This is a genomic window from Exiguobacterium sp. s125 (genome assembly GCF_018618605.1).
Lineage (GTDB): Bacteria > Bacillota > Bacilli > Exiguobacteriales > Exiguobacteriaceae > Exiguobacterium_A > Exiguobacterium_A oxidotolerans.
In genome coordinates, this window is the sequence record NZ_JACSMI010000001.1 from 135,649 (window position 1) to 156,410 (window position 20,762).

The 20,762-nt window shown below is 47.8% G+C and carries 16 protein-coding genes; 12 read left to right on the plus strand and 4 right to left on the minus strand.

What is annotated here, in order from left to right:
* Positions 1 to 360: 360 nt before the first annotated feature.
* Both bcp and KNQ05_RS00620 read right to left on the minus strand, forming a co-directional pair.
* Complete coding sequence (gene bcp, locus KNQ05_RS00615) at positions 361 to 810, minus strand: thioredoxin-dependent thiol peroxidase (protein ID WP_088837838.1); 450 nt, start codon at positions 808 to 810, stop codon at positions 361 to 363.
* Positions 811 to 824: 14 nt separating this feature from the next.
* Positions 825 to 1,667 carry a hypothetical protein gene (locus KNQ05_RS00620; RefSeq protein ID WP_214804278.1) on the minus strand — a complete coding sequence of 281 codons (843 nt, stop codon included), beginning with the start codon at positions 1,665 to 1,667 and terminating at the stop codon, positions 825 to 827.
* 126 nt (positions 1,668 to 1,793) lie between these two features.
* On the opposite strand from KNQ05_RS00620, the gene KNQ05_RS00625 reads away from it, so the two are divergent.
* The 10 genes from KNQ05_RS00625 (at position 1,794) to KNQ05_RS00670 (ending at position 13,466) form a co-directional block, all read left to right on the plus strand.
* Positions 1,794 to 2,081: a HesB/YadR/YfhF family protein gene (locus tag KNQ05_RS00625; RefSeq protein ID WP_088837836.1), complete on the plus strand. Its 288-nt coding sequence runs from the start codon at positions 1,794 to 1,796 to the stop codon at positions 2,079 to 2,081.
* A gap of 130 nt (positions 2,082 to 2,211) precedes the next feature.
* Positions 2,212 to 3,756: an L-glutamate gamma-semialdehyde dehydrogenase gene (pruA, locus tag KNQ05_RS00630; protein ID WP_029331525.1), complete on the plus strand. Its 1,545-nt coding sequence runs from the start codon at positions 2,212 to 2,214 to the stop codon at positions 3,754 to 3,756.
* Between the two features lie 78 nt (positions 3,757 to 3,834).
* Entirely contained in the window at positions 3,835 to 5,346 is a 1,512-nt protein-coding gene (gene putP / locus KNQ05_RS00635; RefSeq protein WP_088837835.1) for a sodium/proline symporter PutP, read from the plus strand.
* Between the two features lie 446 nt (positions 5,347 to 5,792).
* Positions 5,793 to 7,013 (plus strand): Nramp family divalent metal transporter, encoded by a 1,221-nt coding sequence (locus KNQ05_RS00640; RefSeq protein WP_214804279.1) that lies wholly within the window; start codon positions 5,793 to 5,795, stop codon positions 7,011 to 7,013.
* A gap of 201 nt (positions 7,014 to 7,214) precedes the next feature.
* Positions 7,215 to 7,505: an Asp-tRNA(Asn)/Glu-tRNA(Gln) amidotransferase subunit GatC gene (gene gatC / locus KNQ05_RS00645; protein WP_088837833.1), complete on the plus strand. Its 291-nt coding sequence runs from the start codon at positions 7,215 to 7,217 to the stop codon at positions 7,503 to 7,505.
* A 16-nt stretch (positions 7,506 to 7,521) separates the two neighbouring features.
* Entirely contained in the window at positions 7,522 to 8,964 is a 1,443-nt protein-coding gene (gene gatA / locus KNQ05_RS00650) for an Asp-tRNA(Asn)/Glu-tRNA(Gln) amidotransferase subunit GatA (protein ID WP_088837832.1), read from the plus strand.
* Positions 8,965 to 8,976: 12 nt separating this feature from the next.
* Positions 8,977 to 10,410, plus strand: a complete 1,434-nt coding sequence (gene gatB / locus KNQ05_RS00655; RefSeq protein ID WP_088837831.1) for an Asp-tRNA(Asn)/Glu-tRNA(Gln) amidotransferase subunit GatB — start codon at positions 8,977 to 8,979, stop codon at positions 10,408 to 10,410.
* A 156-nt stretch (positions 10,411 to 10,566) separates the two neighbouring features.
* Positions 10,567 to 11,529, plus strand: a complete 963-nt coding sequence (locus tag KNQ05_RS00660; RefSeq protein WP_029331519.1) for a diacylglycerol kinase — start codon at positions 10,567 to 10,569, stop codon at positions 11,527 to 11,529.
* Between the two features lie 30 nt (positions 11,530 to 11,559).
* Complete coding sequence (gene rlmD / locus KNQ05_RS00665; protein WP_029331518.1) at positions 11,560 to 12,918, plus strand: 23S rRNA (uracil(1939)-C(5))-methyltransferase RlmD; 1,359 nt, start codon at positions 11,560 to 11,562, stop codon at positions 12,916 to 12,918.
* A gap of 38 nt (positions 12,919 to 12,956) precedes the next feature.
* Complete coding sequence (locus KNQ05_RS00670) at positions 12,957 to 13,466, plus strand: DUF6933 domain-containing protein (protein WP_214768885.1); 510 nt, start codon at positions 12,957 to 12,959, stop codon at positions 13,464 to 13,466.
* Between the two features lie 88 nt (positions 13,467 to 13,554).
* On the opposite strand, the gene KNQ05_RS00675 is transcribed toward KNQ05_RS00670, so the two are convergent.
* The gene (locus tag KNQ05_RS00675; RefSeq protein ID WP_214768883.1) at positions 13,555 to 14,712 is read right to left on the minus strand and encodes a helix-turn-helix domain-containing protein; all 1,158 of its coding nucleotides are present in this window, start codon (positions 14,710 to 14,712) and stop codon (positions 13,555 to 13,557) included.
* Positions 14,713 to 14,832: 120 nt separating this feature from the next.
* Entirely contained in the window at positions 14,833 to 17,082 is a 2,250-nt protein-coding gene (locus KNQ05_RS00680; protein ID WP_214768880.1) for a methyl-accepting chemotaxis protein, read from the minus strand.
* A gap of 174 nt (positions 17,083 to 17,256) precedes the next feature.
* Between KNQ05_RS00680 and KNQ05_RS00685 the strand changes: the two genes are divergently transcribed.
* Complete coding sequence (locus KNQ05_RS00685) at positions 17,257 to 17,679, plus strand: CBS domain-containing protein (RefSeq protein ID WP_029331512.1); 423 nt, start codon at positions 17,257 to 17,259, stop codon at positions 17,677 to 17,679.
* Between the two features lie 128 nt (positions 17,680 to 17,807).
* Positions 17,808 to 20,606, plus strand: coding sequence for a putative bifunctional diguanylate cyclase/phosphodiesterase (locus KNQ05_RS00690; protein WP_214767115.1), 2,799 nt, complete (start codon positions 17,808 to 17,810; stop codon positions 20,604 to 20,606).
* The last annotated feature ends 156 nt before the right edge of the window (positions 20,607 to 20,762 follow it).

Consider the following 20,762-nt stretch of genomic DNA (forward strand, 5'->3'; position numbering starts at 1 on the left):
AGCGTCTTTTTTCGTTGCTTTCCTCGGGCGGGGCGCAAGCCGTTGCTCCTTGATCCTAACGGACAACGAGCAGGGGCTTGTCTGCCTCTGCAAGTCGCGTTAAAAATGCACTTTTTCCCGTAGGAGTCAACGAAACGTGACGCTTTTTAGGTAATACCATGACAGAAATCCGGGCATGGAGACGGTTTAGAGCGCAATCCGTCTCGGATCGCTTAGAACCGTGAAAAGCAATCGGTCGCGCCGCTTTGAAGACGAGGCGAGACAGGGAAGCGCGAACTTTGCCTCTCGTTATAGCATATTCACTCTTCATAAGAGTTTGTCTACATTGAAACAGGCTACATCAGTAACGTGTTTTTCTTTTTAATCAAGTGATTTTACGTAGTTTAAGGCTTCAGAAACATGATCTTTAACTTTAACGCTCCGCCATTCTTGGATTAATTCACCCGCCTCATCAACTAAAAACGTTGAACGGACGATCCCGTAATATTCCTTACCGTAGTTCTTTTTGAGTTGCCAGACCCCATACTGTTCGCAGACCGTATGATCGACATCAGAGAGAAGCTGAAACGGAAGTTCATATTTTGAGATAAAGTTTTGATGCCGTTTTTGACTGTCAGCGGAGATGCCGAGAATGACGGTATTTTCAGCCGCGAAGGCGTCCGTCGCGTCACGGAAGTCACAGGCTTCCGTCGTACAACCCGGTGTCGAGTCCTTCGGATAGAAGTAGAGAATGACTTTCTTACCACGATAATCGGCGAGTGAAATGTCTTCGCCTGTAGCGTTCGGTAACGTAAATGTCGGTGCGTTCATAAAAGAGTCCTCCTTTAACCTAGTTCCATGTTCAGTTGATCAGCGTACTTTCCGAGTTTCTTTTGTAAGCTTTCCTTTAATGGGTCAAGTGCAATTAAATATTTTTCGTAGTCTGTTCCGGCCTTCGCAGTTTTGAGTAATAGATCTTGTTCATCGACATACCAGTCCGCGTAATCGGAATAGTAATCGACTAATACTTCGGGATTGCCTTCGTTGCCGAGTGCCATACCGTAAATCATTAAGATGTTACTGTTCATTTCGAGTGCCATATAGTCGGTTTGGGCATTGACGCGTGTGAACACTTTATCCTGTTCATCTTCCGGTGTGTTCCCGACGGCTTCCGCTGCTTTAGCATTGACGCCGTATTCGTCTGCATTAAATGAATCAAACATCTCAGCGAGCGTCGTGAAGACGGCTGGTTCAAAGGTCGTTGGTGCGATGACAGCTTTCCATTCCCCATCTTTTTTCAGGAATAACTTCGACGCACGGTTCGGGAGCGGTGACCCATCCGCATCATTGAACTCATGGATGATGTAGGCGACGTCGCCTTGTTGGAAGCTTTTAACGACCTTGCCAGGCGTGACGTTCAGGTTTTTAGCACCAATCGCTGGTGCGCGTAACGGTTCGGACTCACCCGTGTACTCAATCTTAGCGAGTGCTTTCGCATCAGCTGATCCCGTTTTCCCTAACGTATCTTGATAGGCTTGATAGACATCAAGAACGGCTTGATCGGCTTGCGCGACTTGTTTCGTTTCCGTCGTCTTCGGGGATTCAGTATCTGTAGAGGAAGTGGAATCGTTCCCACATCCGATTAACAGAATGCTCGTTGATAGTAGAGCTGTGATTAATCGTTTCATATAGGACCTCCTAAATCAGAATCAACAGGAATGATGGAATGAAGTGTTTACTGTCTTCACCATACAGGATATTCGCTTTTTTGAGTAGGAAATAGGTACACTAGTCTAAAGGGGAGTGGATAAAACATGAAAATTCACGTAACGGATGAAGCATTACAATACTTTAAAGATGAGATGGAAGCGAAGGAAGGCGACACGATTCGCTTTTTCGCGAAATACGGCGGATCGACGGATTTGACACAAGGATTTTCGGTCGGTGTCCATATGGAAGAAGTCGAACGGGCAGCTGTTGAAGAAGTCGTGGACGGGATTCATTTCGTCGTCTCCGATCAAGATGAGTGGTTGTTCCAGGAGCAGGACGTCAAGGTCTCAATCCAAAACGAAGAGATCGTCTTTTCCCAAGCAACTGAATAATTCGAGCGAAACGTGAGCGGGAGAACGCAGCCTGCTCATTTTTTTTGACTAGAATAATTGTAAGCGGCGTCATGCTTCTGTACAATGGAGAATGTAAGCGATTAAAAGTATGTATAAAGGGGGAATAGAGATGATTCCGTACAAACACGAACCATTCACGGACTTCTCACAAGAAGCGAACAAGAAAGCGTTCGAGGAGGCACTTGCACTCGTATCGCAAGAGCTAGGAAAAGATTATCCGCTCGTCATCGGGGGCAAACATGTGACGACGGAAGATAAAATCGTTTCGGTCAATCCGGCAAACAAAGAAGAGATCGTCGGACGTGTCTCAAAAGCGACACAAGCACACGCAGAGGATGCGATGCAGGCAGCTGTCACAGCATTCGAAACGTGGAAATTCGTCAATCCGAGTGTTCGTGCGGACGTCCTGTTCAAAGCGGCGAACATCATCCGTAAACGCAAACATGAATTCTCGGCTTACCTCGTCAAAGAAGCTGGGAAACCATGGAACGAAGCAGATGCGGATACAGCAGAAGCAATCGATTTCCTTGAATATTATGCACGTCAGATGCTCGTCTTAAAAGACGGCAAAAAAGTCGAGAGTCGTCCGGGTGAATACAACCGTTACGATTACATCCCACTCGGTGTCGGGGTCATCATCTCACCATGGAACTTCCCACTCGCGATCATGGCAGGGACTGCGGTTGCGGCAATCGTCGCCGGAAACCCGATTCTCTTGAAACCGGCATCGACGACACCAGTCGTCGCTGCTAAATTCGTTGAAGTCATGGAGCAGGCAGGTCTTCCGGCTGGCGTCTTGAACTTCATCCCGGGACCAGGGGCAGAAGTCGGGGATTACCTCGTCGACCACCCGAAAACACGTTTCATCAGCTTCACAGGCTCACGTGATGTCGGTCTCCGGATTAACGAACGTGCTTCGAAATTAAATGACGGTCAAATCTGGCTCAAACGTGTCATCGCAGAGATGGGCGGAAAAGACACGATGGTCATCGATGAGTCAGCCGATCTTGATTACGCGGCAGACATGATCACAAAAGCAGCATTCGGCTTCTCAGGTCAAAAATGTTCAGCATGTTCACGTGTCGTCGCACTCGACTCTGTCTACGACGAGTTACTCGAAAAAGTTGTTGCGAATACAGCAAAACTGAGCATCGGGAACCCGGTCGACGTGACGAACAACGTCGGTCCTGTCATCGATGCAGCGGCATTCAAAAAAATCACGTCGTACTTCGATATCGCAAAACAAGAAGGACGGATTGCAGCAGGCGGAACGGCTGACGATTCAACAGGCTTCTTCGTCTCACCAACGGTCGTCGCGGACGTTCAACCGACGGATCGTTTGATGCAAGAAGAAATCTTCGGACCGGTCGTTGCGTTCACGAAAGCGAAAGACTTTAAAGAAGCAATCGCGATCGCGAACAACACGGAGTACGGTTTGACAGGGGCAGTCATCACACAAGACCGGACAAACCAAGAGTACGCACGGGCGAACTTCCATGTCGGGAACCTCTATTTCAACCGTGGTTGTACAGGCGCAATCGTCGGGTACCAACCGTTTGGTGGATTCAACATGTCAGGAACGGATTCAAAAGCCGGTGGACCGGATTATTTAACACTCCACTTGCAAGCAAAAACGACTTCAGAAATGTTCTGAATTAGTGTTTAATAGATGAAACGGGTATGCGACCTGCATATCCGTTTTTTTATACACCATAGAAAAGGGGGAGCAAGGATGAACGGAATGTGGTTAGCGATTTTACTGTATCTCGGTCTGATGGTGACGCTTGGCGTGATGGCGTATTACCGGACGAAAAACATGAATGATTATATGCTTGGAGGACGTACGATCGGGCCCGTCGTCACTGCACTCTCAGCCGGAGCAAGCGATATGAGCGGGTGGTTGTTGATGGGATTGCCGGGTGCGATGTTTGCAACTGGTCTGTCCAGTGGATGGATCGTGATCGGCCTATTGCTCGGAGCTTATGCAAACTGGGTGCTTGTTGCGCCACGTCTGCGGGCGTATACGGCGCATGCGGGCGACGCCATCACGATTCCCGACTATTTCGAAAAACGATTCCATGACAAAAGTGGTGTGTTGCGTACAGTTTCAGCTGGAGTTATCTTAATATTCTTTATAATGTACGCATCGAGCGGGTTTGTCGCCGGCGGTCGGCTGTTTGAAGCGGTCTTCGGTTTAGAGTACACGACGGGTCTTTGGATTTTAGCAGGCGTCGTCATCGCCTACGTGTTCCTTGGCGGATTCCTCGCCGTCAGTTGGACGGATGTCGTCCAAGGGATGATCATGGTCATCGCACTCTTGATTGTTCCGGGTGTCGCCCTTTCACTGAGCGGCGGGATCAATGAGACGCTCGAGACGATTCGGACGACGGATGGTTCAAAACTTGAACTGTTTAAAGGAACGACGATTATCGGCATCATCTCCTTACTCGCTTGGGGACTCGGCTACTTTGGTCAGCCGCACATCATCGTCCGTTTCATGGCGATACGTAACTTGAGTGAAATGAAGTCGGCCCGCCGGATTGGGATGGTTTGGATGACCTTCTCCATCATCGGCGCGATGGTGACAGGATTATTCGGTTATGCGTACTTTACGCAACAGGCGATTGAGCTGAACAACCCGGAGAACGTCTTCATTCAGCTTTCGCGTGATCTATTCCCGGGCTTCATTACCGGTCTCTTACTCGCAGCGTTACTCGCTGCCATCATGTCGACGATTTCGACACAGCTACTCGTCTCTTCGAGTGCTGCGACCAATGACTTTTATCAACGCTTCATGAAGCGGACGCCTTCAGACAAAGAGTTGATGCTCGTCGGTCGTATCATGGTGCTGGCGGTTGCCTTACTTGCCATTGCGTTATCGTTCGGCGCACAAAAATCGATTTTGACACTCGTCGGGTACGCGTGGGCAGGATTCGGTTCTGCTTTTGGTCCGGTCGTCTTGTTCAGCTTACTGTGGCGCCGGATGAACAAAGCGGGAGCACTCGCTTCGATGCTGACGGGATCCGTCGTCGTCATCGCCTGGATTTTAGTCAAACTGTACGTGAAGGATTTACCGTTCTATATTTCGGAGATGTATGAAATGATTCCTGCATTCCTCGCGTCGACGATTGCACTCGTTGTCGTCAGTCTGGCGACGGCTGAACCAAGTGAAGCGGTCTACCGTGAGTTTGATGAAGTAAAGGCGCAGTTGAAAGGTGTCGAACCAGAGCGGAAAATCGTGTAAGTGAACAGCAGGTCATGTAAGGACTGAACTCAGACTGTAGACAACGTGCTATCGGGAGATCAAGCGTCTTTTCCCGTAGGAGTCAACGAAACGTGATGCTTTTTAGGTGATACCGTGACGGAAAGCCGGGTATGCAGGCAGTTTAGGGCGCAATTCGTCTTGAATTGCCGTGAAGACGAGTCAAGACGGGGAAGCGCAGTAAGACAGTATGCGAATAGATAAGCTTCAATCTTCATCAGCGTTTGTCTACAATCTGATCGAAGTTCACTTGAATGTGAACTTCGATTTTTTTTGTGGTTAGAATGCGCGGTCAAAAAGAATGGTAGATGGCTTGATTTCAGGACTGAATGATTCAGTTTACTTTGTTAATAAGTATTTCCGTGAAGCATGTATGTTGCCTGAAGGAAAGAAAAGCGTATACTTGCAACTAAAGAGAGGTGTTCAATATGGTCAGTCAACCGGTAGCACCGGTCGAACGATTGAAAAAAAGACAATTTATCGGTCCGGCCTTTGTTGCCGCCGTCGCGTACCTCGACCCGGGGAACTTTGCGACGAACATGACGGCCGGCGCCCAGTACGGATTTTTATTACTTTGGATCATCGTCGCAGCGAACTTGATGGCGGTCGTCATCCAAACGTTGTCAGCAAAACTTGGACTCGTCAGTAATATGAGCTTGGCGGAAGTCATCCGGGACGAGCTATCGCCCGTTGCCCGACTGTTTTACTGGGCACAGGCAGAACTCGTCGCCATGGCGACGGATCTCGCGGAATTCGTTGGTGCCGCACTCGGATTTCATTTGTTATTTAATATTGATATGAAAATCGCTGCGCTGTTAACAGCCATCGCGTCGTTCGTCATTCTCGGCTTTGAACGGAAGGGCTTACGCCATTTCGAAGCCGTCATCGCTGGACTGGTCCTCGTCATTGCCGTTGCATTCGCGATCCAAGTCATTCAAATCGAGCCGAACGTGCGGGACATGGCAGGGGGCTTGATTCCCGGATTCGAGGGAACACCGAGTATCGTCCTTGCTGCCGGGATGTTAGGGGCAACGGTCATGCCGCACGCGATTTATTTGCACTCGGATTTGACGAAACGCCGGATGGGGAAAATTGCGGATAAACGAGGATTGATGAAAATTCAGACGCTCGATATTTGGGCAGCGATGTTAATCGCAGGGGCGGTCAATGGGGCGATGCTCGTCATCGCGGCGACAGTCTTCTTCGGAACCGATCAAAAAGCAGCGACACTTGAAAGTATTTTTTCAGGACTCGGGACATCGCTCGGTGGAACAGCACCGTACTTGTTCGGGGTCGCCTTACTCGTCTCCGGTCTTGCATCATCAAGTGTCGGGACAATGTCCGGCGATGCGATTATGCGTGGGTTCCTAAAGATTGAGATTCCGATTTTCCTTCGTCGGAGCATCACGATGGCACCAGCCATTGTATTGTTGTTATCGGGATTTGATCCGACGCGTGCTTTAATCTGGAGTCAGGTCGCCTTATCGTTCGGGATTCCGTTCGCGCTGATTCCATTGATTCGGGCAACGTCGAGTGGGCGAATCATGGGTGACTTCAAGAACGGGATGAAGATGAAACTCCTTGCCTGGAGTATCGTGACGATCGTCATCATCTTCAATGTCTATTTACTGGTTGATCTCTTAGTTTGAATATTCTGTTATTTTGTTTTGTAAAACAGTCGCACGGGTAATGAATTACTAGAAGCTTTCCGCCCGAAAGCTTTGCTACCCCTATAAGGACGATGGTGCGGACCTCCCCCCGATGCACCATCGTCTTTTTTGTCTGACTAAAAAGTGCTATGATTAGAAATAGTGTAAAATATACTGAAAAAGTTCCGGAGGTGGAATGACATGGCAAATATTAATGAAGAGCAAGTCCGCCACGTGGCGCATTTGGCACGCCTTGCCGTGACAGATGAAGAAGTACAACAATTTACGGTTCAGCTCGAAAAAATTCTCGGTTTTGCTGAGCAATTAAATGAACTTGATACGACAGGTGTCGAACCTACGACGCATGTCCTTGATTTAAAGAACGTCTTACGAAAAGACGAAGTACGTCCATCGCTTCCGCGCACGGAAGTAGAACGACTCGCGCCTGATTGGGAAGCCGGACAAGTCCGCGTCCCAGCAGTGTTCGAATAAGGAGGAGAAAACAGGAATGTCACTTTTTGAGCATGGTGTCAAAAAACTGCATACACTCGTCAAGGATGGCGAAGTGAAAGTATCGGATCTCGTTCAAGAATCGTTTGATCAAATCGATCGTATTGACGGGAAGGTCGGCGCCTTTTTGTCCTTGAATGAAGACGCATTCGAACAAGCAAAACGGATGGATGAGCTCGCAAAACATGAAGCAAACCCATTGTTCGGCTTACCAATCGGTGTGAAAGATAATATCGTCACGAAGGGAATGACGACGACATGCGGCTCGAAATTCCTCGAGAACTTCGTCCCCGCCCACGACGCGACTGTCGTCGAACGTTTACATGAAGCAGGTGCCATCACGATCGGTAAACTGAACATGGATGAATTCGCGATGGGGTCTTCCAATGAGAATTCAGCGTACAAACCGGTCCGTAACCCATGGAATACAAAACACGTTCCAGGCGGATCTTCAGGTGGATCAGCCGCTGCTGTTGCGGCAGGAGAAGTCTTGTTCAGTCTCGGTTCTGATACAGGGGGTTCGATTCGTCAACCGGCTGCCTATTGTGGTGTCGTCGGTTTAAAACCGACGTACGGTCTCGTTTCACGTTTCGGTCTCGTCGCATTCGCGTCATCGCTCGACCAAATCGGTCCATTGACACGGACGGTCGAAGACAACGCCTATTTGCTTAGCGCGATCGCAGGACATTGTGACATGGATTCGACGTCAGCGAACGTCGACCGGATCGATTATACGAAAGCGTTGACAGGTGATATCAAAGGCTTAAAAATCGCCGTTCCAAAAGAATACTTCGGTGAAGGTGTCAGTGAATCTGTGAAAGACAACATTCGTGCAGCCATCAAAAAACTCGAGTCCCTCGGAGCGACGGTCGACGAAGTATCCCTTCCGAACTCGAAGTACGCGCTTGCGACGTATTACTTACTCGCTTCATCAGAAGCCTCATCAAACTTAGCCCGCTTTGACGGGATCCGTTACGGTGTCCGTGCTGAAGCAGATGCACTCGAAGATGTCTTCAAGTATTCACGGGCCCAAGGATTCGGCGACGAAGTAAAACGGCGCATCATGCTTGGAACGTATGCGTTAAGTTCAGGTTATTACGACGCGTATTATAAAAAAGCCCAACAAGCACGGACATTGATTAAAAAAGATTTTGATGACGTCCTCGCGAACTATGATGTCATCATCGGACCGACGGCACCTACACCTGCATTCGAACTCGGTGCACAAAACGATGATCCTGTGACGATGTATGCGAATGATATCTTGACGATTCCAATCAACTTAGCGGGTGTTCCGGCGATTTCGGTCCCGGCAGGTCTCGTCGACGGATTACCAGTCGGTCTACAAATCATCGGAAAACACTTTGACGAGGCGACGATCTATCGTGCGGCGCATGCTTTCGAGCTTGCGACGGGCGGATTCGCGCTTCCGAAGTTATAAGGAGAGTGCGTTATGAACTTTGAAACGGTTATCGGCATCGAGGTCCACGCCGAACTAAATACAAATACAAAAATGTTTTGTGGCTGTGCCCGTGAGTACGGTGCGGAAACAAATACGAAAACTTGTCCGATTTGTCTCGGACACCCGGGTGTCCTTCCGATGGTCAACGAAAAAGCAGTCGAACTCGCGGTTCGTGCGGCAATGGCGCTCAACTGCCACGTCGCCGATCAAACAAAATTCGACCGGAAGAATTACTTCTATCCGGATACGCCGAAAGCCTACCAAATCTCACAATTCGATCAGCCAATCGGGTTTGACGGATTCATCGACGCGGAAGTCGATGGCGAAACAAAACGCTTCCGGATTGAACGGGTCCACTTAGAAGAAGATGCCGGGAAGATGAACCATACGGGTGCCAATCACTCTGTCGTCGACTTTAACCGGACGGGCGCACCTTTGATTGAAATCGTCAGTGAAGCCGACATGCGTTCACCAAAAGAAGCGGTCGCCTACCTCGAACGTTTGAAAGAAGTCCTGCAATACGCAGGCGTCTCGGACGTGAAGATGGAAGAGGGGTCACTACGTTGCGACTGTAACATCTCGGTCCGTCCATACGGGCAAGAGAAGTTCGGAACAAAAACCGAACTGAAGAACCTCAACTCGTTCGGTAACGTCTTAAAAGGACTCGAATTCGAAGAAGACCGTCACCGTAAACTTTTACTGGCGGGTGGCGTCATGCGTCAAGAAACACTTCGGTTTGACGAAGCGAAAAAACAGACTGTCTTGATGCGTGTGAAAGAAGGCGCGTCCGATTACCGGTACTTCCCAGAACCGGATCTCGTCAAGCTCGTCCTCGACGAAGACTGGAAAGAAGCGATTCGTGCCGCGATTCCGGAACTTCCGGATGCACGTCGTGTCCGCTATCAAGAAACGCTCGGTTTATCCGCGTATGACGCGAAACAATTAACCGTCACACGCGAGATGGCTGAGTACTTCGAAGCGACGATTGCTGCCGGTGCAGAACCGAAAGCGGCAGCGAACTGGACAGTCGGTGAAGTACAAGGACACTTGAACAAGTCGAGTGAAACGTTCGAAACAATCAAACTGACACCGGCACGTCTCGCCGAGATGATCGAATTGATTGCCGGCGGAACGATTTCTTCGAAAATCGCGAAACAAGTTTTCGCGGCGACGATCGAACAGGGTGTCGAACCGCGTCAGTATGTCGAAGAACAAGGACTCGCTCAAATTTCTGACGAGGGTCTCTTACGAGGACTGATCGTCGAGATGTTCGAAGCAAATCCGGCTGTCGTCGAAGAACTCGTGGGTGGACGAGACCGGAAAAAAGGTTTCGTCATCGGTCAAATCATGAAGAAAACGAAAGGGATGGCGAATCCGGCCCTCCTCGATCAACTCTTCCATGAAGAACTCGAAAAATTAAAATAATCCTTTAAATCGTAGTAGATGTCCCCATTTTCCGTCTCGTAATCAGGCGGAAAACGGGAACATCTTTTTTTTCGGCTTTGTAATGTAGCAAAACTTCATGTAAAATAAAACAGTTATGTATCAAATGGACCGGTTGATTAAAAAGGAGAAAAACTTATGAGACCTAGAGCGCGAGTGATTTATAACCCGACTTCCGGGAAAGAGATGGTAAAGCGAAATCTGCCGTATATCTTAGACCGGCTTGAAGCAGCGGGTTATGAGACTTCCGTCTATTCGACGAAAGCGGTCGGTGACGCAACACATGAAGCAGCACGGGCCTGTGAAGCTGAATTTGACCTCGTCGTGGCTGCGGGTGGAGATGGAACGTTAAACGAAGTCATCAGTGGGATGGCTGCCTACAAGGTTCGCCCTAAACTGGGTGTCTTGCCTGTCGGGACGACGAATGATTTTGGACGAGCGATGCGGATTCCGTTGACGATTGAAGGCGCGATGGATGTCATCTGCACCGGCTATACGATGCCTGTCGACATTGGGAAGATTGAAGGAACGACGGGTGTTCATTATTTCATCAACATCGCAGGTGGCGGCATCATGACGGAGTTGTCTTACGAGGTTCCGTCAAAACTCAAAACGGCACTCGGACAACTCGCTTATTACGTCAAAGGGATGGAGAAGTTACCACAAATCCGTCCGACGTATGTCGAACTCGAACATGAAAAAGGGACGTTCAAAGGCGAAGTCATGTTGTTTTTGACTTCGAATACGAACTCCGTTGGTGGCTTTGAGAAGCTATCTCCGAATGCGTCACTCAATGATGGACGGTTTGATTTATTCATCTTAAAAAAATGTAATCTTGTCGAACTGATTCGCGTCATGCGTCTCGCCTTAAAAGGGGATCACTTCTCGGATCCTTGTGTCGAGCATGTCACGACTTCATTCGTCCGGATGAAAAATACTTCTGAGATGAGCTTGAACATCGACGGTGAGTTCGGTGGCACCTGTGAAGGGGAGATGACGAATTTACAGTCGCATTTCGATGTCATGACACCGAAGTTCCGGATCGATGAGATGGAACTGATTAATACACAACTACAAGAAACAGAAACAAACCTCGCGTAAGGCGCGGGGTTTTCTAGGAGGAACCCAATTATGATCCCAGTACAAAAAAATGACGAGCACGTCGTCGATATCGTTGATTTGACGCACGACGGTTCAGGTGTCGCACGAATCGATGGTTATACGGTCTTCATTCCAGGAGCTTTACCGACGGAACAAGTCAAAATCAGAATTACGAAAACAACGAAATCATATGGTTTCGGACGAATTATCCGTCAAAAGACGAAGAGTGTTGACCGTGTCGAGCCGCCATGTCCTGTCTACAACCAATGTGGGGGCTGCCAACTGCAACACTTATCATATGATGCAGAACTCGTCTTTAAGCACAACCGTGTTCGTGATGCATTTGCCCGCCTCGCAGGACTCGAAATTCCGGTCCATGAAACAATCGGGATGGAAGATCCATGGGGCTACCGCAATAAAGCACAAGTCCCGGTCGCTTTCCAGTCGAACAAGTTGATGGCCGGTTTTTACCAAAAACGGAGCCACCGCATCATCGATATGGATTACTGCTTGATTCAAAACAAGGAAAATGATGAAGCAATCCAAGCGGTCCGTAAAGTCCTCGCTGACTTAAAAGTCCCAGCTTACGATGAAAAGAAACAAACGGGTGTCATCCGTCACATCATGGCACGTCACGGGTACCATACGAATGAATTGATGATCGTCCTCGTGACGAAGGTCAAACAATTGCGTGGTATCGATAAAATCGTCGCCGGCATCTTAAAAGCCGTCCCGAACGTGACATCGATTCAACACAACATCAACCCAGAGGATACGAACGTCATCTTAGGGAAAAAGAACATCGTCCTGCACGGACCAGCTGTCATCCGCGATCAAATCGCCGGATTGACGTATGAAATCTCGCCACATTCATTCTTCCAAGTCAATCCGTTGCAAACGGAGAAACTATACGGTAAAGCACTGGAGTATGCACAATTGACAGGTGAAGAAATCGTCGTCGACGCGTATTGCGGTATCGGCTCGATTTCATTATCACTTGCACAACAAGCGAAACATGTCTACGGGATTGAAATGGTTCCTCAAGCAATCGACGACGCACGTCGCAACGCAGCTGCGAACGGTATCGACAACGTATCATTCGAGTATGGAACGGCTGAATCCGTCATGCCGGCACTCGTCAAAGCTGGAATCAAACCGGACGTCATCGTCGTTGACCCGCCGCGTAAAGGCTGTGACGAAGAATTCCTGCGTGCTGCGGCTGAAGTGGCACCAAAACGAATCGTCTATGTCTCATGTAACGCGTCAACTCAAGCACGTGACGCGAAGTTGCTTGCTGAACTTGGTTACAAGCTGATGGAAGTCACACCTGTCGATATGTTCCCGCATACGACACACGTCGAGAGTGTAGCTCTTTTCGTAAAAATGTAAGAGCAACTTTCTAACTAAAGGAAAAGCGGGGTTGGAGCATGCTGATCGAATGTACAAAAAAACTAGCAGATGCGATGAAAATCAACTTAACTCCGTATGAGACAACTCACGCAGGTTCTTTTTATGAATGGCATGCGAATGTGTTCACGTTTGATCGAAGAAAATGTGTTGTCTTGATGAATAACAAAACAAGATATAGTATCGTCTTCTACGGCATGAAAATGAAAGAATTCAAACAATTTGATGTCATTGCCTTGAAGGCAATCAAGGACACATTTTTAGCAGAAGGATTTTCTAATGCGGTCGTGGATCGTTATCTGGAACGGTGCGGTGACGTCCAGTACTCGAAGACACATGATCGAAGTATCATCGGACAATTGAATGATGCCATCATTAGTATTTCGTGGAAGCTTGAGGACTTTTTACCGACAGAACAAGTGCATATGATGGATTTAAGTATGTGGATCGGAGAAAATTTATTGTGTGGTCCAATCGGCTATGCAGCGCCGGTCGATCTTTTAAAAAAAGAGTTCGACTCGTCCTTTTAACTAAATCAGGCGATTCAAAAAACAGGCCCCCTTCGTGTAAACGGAGGGGGCCTGTTGTCGGTTAAAAAACTAAATCGTCAGCTGCGTTTTACAGGTAGTGCCGTTGTCGATAATGGGTGGGTGTCTCACCAGTCGTCTGTTTAAACGCTTGACTGAAGTGACTTTGGCTCGAAAAATGCAGTTTGTTTGATATCGTCAGCAACGAATCATCAGACGAACGGAGCAAGCGTTTCGCCTCCCGGATTCGCTCCCGGATGACATACCGGGCAAGCGGTAGACCAGTTTCGTCCTTGAACAGGACGGATAGGTAATTGGAGGAGACGTGAATCGCATGACTGATTGAAGAGACGGACAACGGATCGTAAAGATGCTGTTGAATGTAACGGATGGCAGCTAAGACGTGTGGCGAGTGTCGTAACTCTTGGATTTGCTTGACGGCTTCTGCAAAACTGACAGTAATCCGGACGTGACGATTACGAAGTTCAGAGATACTGTTTGCTGCTTCAATCGAATCAATCATCCGGTCGCTGAGTGAGAAGGCTTCGTCCGGTTCAAGTCCACCGATAATGGCAGCACGTGCGCTGAGCAGGACCGTTCCAAGTAGGAGATTCTTTTCTGCCCGAAGTGGTTGATGGCGTGCGAGCGAGCCGAATTCACCATAAGCAGGTAAGGAATAAGTCGTCGCCAATCGCTCGCTTTGACCGGAGGAAATCCAGTCGATGATTTGCTGTTCGCGTTGCCAAGCTTTGCGGTAGGCTGTCGTTCCTGTATGGGCAGGTACGTCTGCGACGAGCGGGATTTCTTCTTCGACGATTTCAGACTCCGTCCGGATTGCGCGGGACGGGAGCTGTCGTCCGTTCAATAACCGATAGACGAGGTGAGCGCAGTCGATTAATCGATTTTCAGTCGTCCGAGGTAACGATTTATAAAATTGGTGATAAGACTCATCCTGAATATGCGCGCGAAACAAGGCGGATTGTAACAGGACGGGACCAATTCGGTATTGCCCTTGATCTGCGACGGCAATGAATAAATACGCCGTTCCATCTTTTAGCGTGTAGAGGAGTGGGACCGATTCAGCAGTCGGCCACTCGGCTTCAAGCGTCAATTGATCGGGATGGACAGGCGCGGTTGGTCGTACATGAAGTGAATCGTTTTCATGTGATTGGTACGATACAAAAAAACCGGTCGTCCCATAAATACTTTCAGCAATCTGGATTAAATCGTCTGTTTGTAGCGGCTTCATGGGTCTACTCCTCTCGGTAGAAATCATTAAGTCTAGTCTAAGGGGTGTACAAGAAATTGTATAGGGAGGAACGAAAAGAAGGAACCTGCGCGTGGCAGGTTCCTTTTTTAATAAGGCTTATCAACGATTGTCTGATTCCTGCTGATTAGTCGAATCATCGAGCACTTCTTCAGCATCAAGTTCAAACAAGTCGCTATCGCTTGTCTGTTCCAATTCGGTCACGGCTGCTTCGTCCGCAACTTCATCAGACGCATCGGCATGAGGCAGTTCGTCAGCTTCGGTTCTTTCTTCAGGTGGCAGTGTATCGTCTAATTGGAAGTCGAACGTCAATTGATGAAGTTCACTTGCGATATGAGCCAAGTGCGTCGCTGCCGTCGTGACGGCTTCGATTGTCGCATTCGTTTCCTGGATACTTGCGGCACTCGTTTCGATACCGGCTGCGTTCTCTTCTGTCAACGCGAGAATGGTTCCCATCGCGTCAGACACTTCTTCTGTCGCAGTCGTCAAAGCGCTGATATCACCGGTTAGCGATTCAGTCCGTTGTGAGACATGATGGACGGAACCGGCGATCTGTTCGAAGTCGACGCCTGTCGTTTTGACGGACTCAAGGGAAATTTTCAAATCATCCATAACATGGTTCATCGCACTCATCGCAGTGTGCGTCTCTTTTTGAATGTTATCGAGGAGCTGTTTAATTTGTTTTGCAGAATGATCGCTTTCCTCTGCAAGCTTCCGGACTTCACTTGCGACGACGGCAAAACCTCGACCTTGTTCACCGACACGCGCCGCTTCGATGGCGGCATTCAAAGCCAGGAGATTCGTCTGGCTTGAAATTGCTTGAAGCGTCCCGAGAATCTTTCCGATTTCGCCTGAACGTTTACCGAGGAATTCGGACGTGTTCTGAATTTCCTGTTCGAGTGAATCGGAGTGTTGTAGTAAGTCGGTAATCGTTTGTTTCGTCAGTGAGCTACCGCGCGTTGCGGCATCGGCGACGGATGCGACTTCAGACAACGTCGTAGCGGCCGCTTGTTGCATCGCGACGGAGCGTTCCTTGACACCGTAAACGGCATGCGAAGATCGTTCCGCCTGTTTCGTTTGCGTTTCACCGGCGGCTGCAATTTCTTCCATCGTTTGACCGATTTGTTGTGACGCATTTTGGACGTGGGTCGCATTTGCTGATAAGTCCTGTGACGCATCACGAACGGTTCCGGCTGATTGTGTCATGGCCGTAATCGTTTGACGCAACTTTTGACGCATCGCATCGAAATTCTCATTGAGGTCAGAAAGTTCATCGCGAATAAAGCGTTTTGGACGTTTTGTCGTCCGTAAATCACCGCTTGCGATCGCGAGGGCTTCCGTCCGAAGTGTCGAGAGGGGACGGTTGATTGAGCGTCCAATTAACCAGGCAATCAATGTCGCTAGCGCAATCGCGACGACAAAGTTGATGAGCGACTGTTCGAGCATGGCATCTTTAGGAGCATACAGAGACGCATAATCTAGTACGACTGCTAGCTTGAAACCTGTTTTAGAAGAGAGTTGCCAGATGACGACTGATTTTTTCCCCGCAACATCCATGATGGCGGAACCGGATTCTTGGTCAATCATCTGTTTCGGTGCACTGAAATAAGACTTTCCTTCTTCACGGAGTTGGTCGAGACTTTTAAAGAAGTAATTTTTATTCGGGTGCGTGACGACTTTTCCGTCTTTTGTATAGCTGAATACGAAACCTTCCTGTCCGATTTCGATTCGCTTCATGTCTTCTGAGAGGCGGTTGATGCTTTTATAGACGGACAAGACACCCTTGATGTTTGCTTGATCATCAAGTGTCGCTTTTGAGAAACTGATGATGGATAGTTTCGTCGCTTCGTCATAATACGGTTCGCTCATGGCGACCGTACTTGAATTTTCAAGTGCTTGTTTATACCAAAGGTCGCTTCGTGGATCATAGCCGGCAGGGACGTCTTGCTTCGGCCAGTTCAAGTAGCCGCCTGACGTATCAGCGTATTGGAGAAAAGAATTTTCGATTTTCGATGAACCGTATTTTTCGAGGACGCTGTAAATGTCTTTTGCTTTTTGAGACGGTTCGTCCGTCAGATCAGGAAGGTCTTTTGGATCAGTATAGTTCGGCAGTGAGCCACTCGCCCGCGTGAACGGGAGTCCGGCGAGTAAAGACGTATCTTTTTTTGTATCGTCGATGATCCGCGAGAAGGATTGCTCGAGTTGCTTTAATGCCGTTTGAGACGTTGAATCGACAAGATTTTCAACAGTTTGACTTGTCTGGTTGTATGAGAACCAGGTTGAGACACCTAACGTAAGCGCAGGTAATAGAATGAGACCGATGAAAAGACGGCGTGTGATGGGAAGGCGCATATGTAATTCTCCTATCTAAATAATCTATAAAATCTGTCTATTCTGATTATCGGACGGGTAATGTTAAATATGAAGGAATTATAGTGAGATTTTCATGATTTGAGAAATGAATCGAACGGAAGTTCATGATAAAATAAAGTGGATGTCACAGAGTGACTAGGGAGGAACTTAGAAATGAATATTGCTTTTTTCTTATTGCCAAAAGATGAAGTGAAATACTTAGATCCTGAGTCGACGGTCAGGCAAGCACTTGAAAAGATGAAACATCATCGGTTCACGTCAGTCCCGCTCGTTGATGATAAAGGAAAATATGCAGGAACGCTCACGGAAGGTGATGTGCTTTGGGCACTTGAAAAAAACCTGGAACATGCGGATTATGATCATGTACTTCAAACACGTCTGACAGACATTAAACAACGTGTTCGTTATAAACCCGTTTCGATCACAGCACAAATGGAAGAAATGATTGAGGTCATCACTGATCAAAACTTCGTGCCCGTCATTGATGACGGCAAACACTTCATTGGAATCATTCGTCGACGCGACATCATCGACTATTTCGCTAAAAAGGTAGAGCGAGAGAATGTCCAATATTGAAGAATGGATCAAAAACGCTTTTGTCCCGAAAATAAACGGGCGAAAGCGTTTTTATTGACCTCTTTCCGCTTCACAAATCGCTTCTTTTAGACGATATATAGACATAATGACAATTTAGGGAGGACGATGTGTTGCGACTTTTACCACCAGTCTTCATCGTAGAAGCATTTCGGAAACGCTCCTACTATAAAACGTTCTCATGGATGATTTCGATTATCGGGTTGTTAGCCGTGTTAATTGCGACGCAGCAACTCTTAAAAAATGTAGAAGAAGGTTACAGTTATAAACGTGCGAGCGGCGTGATGGATGTATTTGAACAAGTCAATCAGGCGGAACGCGATCTTACATACTATTATTACTTATCATTGAGTTCACGGGTCGATGACTCGTTGACGGAACGAATCGAGTGGTCGAAAAAGGTCGATGACGAGCTCGTGGCGCTGAGCAAACGTTTAGAGACAATGCCGACGACAAGTTCTTTGAAAGAGGACGTACTAACCGAAATCGACGAGGTTCGAAAAAACGGTTATGTCGCGAGCAATCGATTTTTTACGGCCGTAGCAAATTATAAAAGTGAAATTTTATTTAATCAGCTATCGCTCAGTCAAGATACCGGGAAATATTATTCCTTGTTTTCTAACCTGTTCTTAATGGAACGGGATTTCGGAAAAGCAGGACAGAGCCTGCTTAGTGCAGATCAAGACAAACAATTGGATGCATACGAGTTATCAAGAATACGACAAATACGTCAAGATTTGGCAGTGAGAAATGATACGGTGACGAAAACGCTTTCGGCAACGATTGATGCTGAAGACGGAGCGTCGAGACTTGATATTAATACGATGAAAAGTGAGATGGCGGCATATTTTGGTGTGATCGATACGACGTTGAGTGAACCCGCACTTCGCGAATACGAAACGTTAGAACGTATTTCAGATCGCTATCAAGGCAGCATGTACCGTTTGTTTAATCGAGCAATTTCAGACGTACAAACGGAAATGACGGACCGGGGAAATGATGTCATTCGAAATGCGTGGTTGATGTTCGTTGCGACGTGCTTCATCATTTTCGCTTTACTCTTACTGACGCTCTCGCTGTTACGTGCTTTCCGAAAAGACTTAGTCATGTTACAGGAAGAAGCAAACGTATTTGCTGAAGGACAGCAACAATCGTTTTATCAAGTGCCGGAACGCAATGATTTTCAACCTGTCGTCCATGCTTTTCGGACGATGACGGCGATTATCTCAGGACTACTGGATTACAATGACCAAAAAACGCTCGAAATCAAACAGAGAAAAGCAGAAATCGAATCCCTGTTTTCACAAAATACAGATCCAATCATTGCCTTAGCAGCAGACTTCAAGTTATTGCATGGGAATGATCAGTTCCAGAAGCTCGTCGAGACGACAGAGTTCGTGACGATTGAAGAACTGATTCACCCGGCTGATTTGAACCGGGTGCGTCGTGCCTTAAATGGGGCAATCGAAGGGCATAGTCAAACGATTCGTTGTAAGATGATTTTCGAAGCGGACATTCGGAATATGTTCGTCAACATCATTTATGTGCCGACGAAAAGCGAGAACGGGATTGCACTTTATTTAACGTGTCACGATGAAACGGATCAATACAGACGAGAAGAGCGGATTACGCAACTGGCACTGTATGACGTCTTGACAACGCTATTGAATCGAAATGGTTTCGAACAAAAGATGACGGAAGCATTGGCAGGGTTACAGCCCGGCGAACTCGTCACAGTCAGTGTACGCCAGTTTAGACGCATCAATGATGCGTATGGGCATAGCGCGGGTGATTTGATTCTAAAAGAAGTAGCGAACCGTTTACGCCGTCACTTCATCGGGACAGGTTCACCGGCACGAATCGGTGGAGATGAATTTGCTGTCTTGATTTCGCAGCAAGGCATCGTCGATTACCACGAATTAAAACGAGTCATGGAACTTCCGTATTATGTCGAAGGTGAAGAAATCCATGTCAGCATCAGTATGAGTATGGTCCGTTATCCGAACGATGCAGTTGCCGTGACCTCGCTCTTGTCATCTGTTGATATCGCGATGCAACATGCGAAACGGGATCAAGCAGGGGAGCCGGTTTGGTTCGAATCATGGATGAGTGAAGAGTACCGTGAATCGGTCGTTCTCGAAGCAGAGTTGCGCGAAGCGATCGTCAAAAATGAGCTTCAGTTATTTTATCAGCCACAAATTAACTTAAAGACAGGACAGGTCGAAGGCTGTGAAGCGTTACTCCGTTGGTTCCATCCTGAACGAGGCATGATTAGCCCGGCCGTCTTCATTCCGATTGCCGAGCGCTCGATGCTGATTGAAGAAGTCGGCATGTGGGTCGTTCAGGAAACGGTCAACCAAATTAGACGCTGGGAGCAGACGCCACTTGCGATGCTTGGTGTTTCAGCTAACTTATCAGTGAAAGAACTTGCTTCCGGTCGCATCGTCGACTATTTGGCGGATATCAGAAATGAACATCCGGGAATTGAACGGCGGATGGAGTTAGAAATCACGGAATCGTTTGGTGTCTTTTCCGATAAACGCGTCTTTGATGCCCTCGAGTCGCTACATGCAATGGGTTATCAATTGGCAATCGATGATTTTGGAACCGGCTATTCTTCTTTGTCTTATTTAAGTCGCCTTCCGATCCAACGTCTGAAAATCGACCGCTCCTTCATTAGCGGGGAAGATGCATGTTCGAATGCACCATTGATCGAGACAATCATCAAGCTTGCGCATACGTTGAAGTACGACGTAGTCGCAGAGGGAATTGAACAGTTGGAACAAAGCGAGAGTTTACGAAAGCTCGACTGTGAATATGGACAAGGGTTCTACTATTCCCGTCCGATTCCGGCAGATGAATTTGAAGTTTGGTTCATGCAGCATCAGGAAACATTGAAATCTTCATGAGACAACCGAAGCGGAGAGTGGGTACTTCGTTCGTTTCGGCTGGGATTAACGTAAACTACGCGTACACAAAAAAAGCTCCGTTTTCCTGTCCATTGAACTGACAGGAAAACGGGGCTTATGTTTTTTGCTTGAGGACAGCACACTTGCGAACGAGTG

Excerpts from the sequence above, each read along its gene's own strand:
- bcp (WP_088837838.1), bottom strand. The coding sequence starts at position 810 with ATGAACGCACCGACATTTACGTTACCGAACGCTACAGGCGAAGACATT.
- KNQ05_RS00620 (WP_214804278.1), bottom strand. The coding sequence starts at position 1,667 with ATGAAACGATTAATCACAGCTCTACTATCAACGAGCATTCTGTTAATC.
- KNQ05_RS00625 (WP_088837836.1), top strand. The coding sequence starts at position 1,794 with ATGAAAATTCACGTAACGGATGAAGCATTACAATACTTTAAAGATGAG.
- pruA (WP_029331525.1), top strand. The coding sequence starts at position 2,212 with ATGATTCCGTACAAACACGAACCATTCACGGACTTCTCACAAGAAGCG.
- putP (WP_088837835.1), top strand. The coding sequence starts at position 3,835 with ATGAACGGAATGTGGTTAGCGATTTTACTGTATCTCGGTCTGATGGTG.
- KNQ05_RS00640 (WP_214804279.1), top strand. The coding sequence starts at position 5,793 with ATGGTCAGTCAACCGGTAGCACCGGTCGAACGATTGAAAAAAAGACAA.
- gatC (WP_088837833.1), top strand. The coding sequence starts at position 7,215 with ATGGCAAATATTAATGAAGAGCAAGTCCGCCACGTGGCGCATTTGGCA.
- gatA (WP_088837832.1), top strand. The coding sequence starts at position 7,522 with ATGTCACTTTTTGAGCATGGTGTCAAAAAACTGCATACACTCGTCAAG.
- gatB (WP_088837831.1), top strand. The coding sequence starts at position 8,977 with ATGAACTTTGAAACGGTTATCGGCATCGAGGTCCACGCCGAACTAAAT.
- KNQ05_RS00660 (WP_029331519.1), top strand. The coding sequence starts at position 10,567 with ATGAGACCTAGAGCGCGAGTGATTTATAACCCGACTTCCGGGAAAGAG.
- rlmD (WP_029331518.1), top strand. The coding sequence starts at position 11,560 with ATGATCCCAGTACAAAAAAATGACGAGCACGTCGTCGATATCGTTGAT.
- KNQ05_RS00670 (WP_214768885.1), top strand. The coding sequence starts at position 12,957 with ATGCTGATCGAATGTACAAAAAAACTAGCAGATGCGATGAAAATCAAC.
- KNQ05_RS00675 (WP_214768883.1), bottom strand. The coding sequence starts at position 14,712 with ATGAAGCCGCTACAAACAGACGATTTAATCCAGATTGCTGAAAGTATT.
- KNQ05_RS00680 (WP_214768880.1), bottom strand. The coding sequence starts at position 17,082 with ATGCGCCTTCCCATCACACGCCGTCTTTTCATCGGTCTCATTCTATTA.
- KNQ05_RS00685 (WP_029331512.1), top strand. The coding sequence starts at position 17,257 with ATGAATATTGCTTTTTTCTTATTGCCAAAAGATGAAGTGAAATACTTA.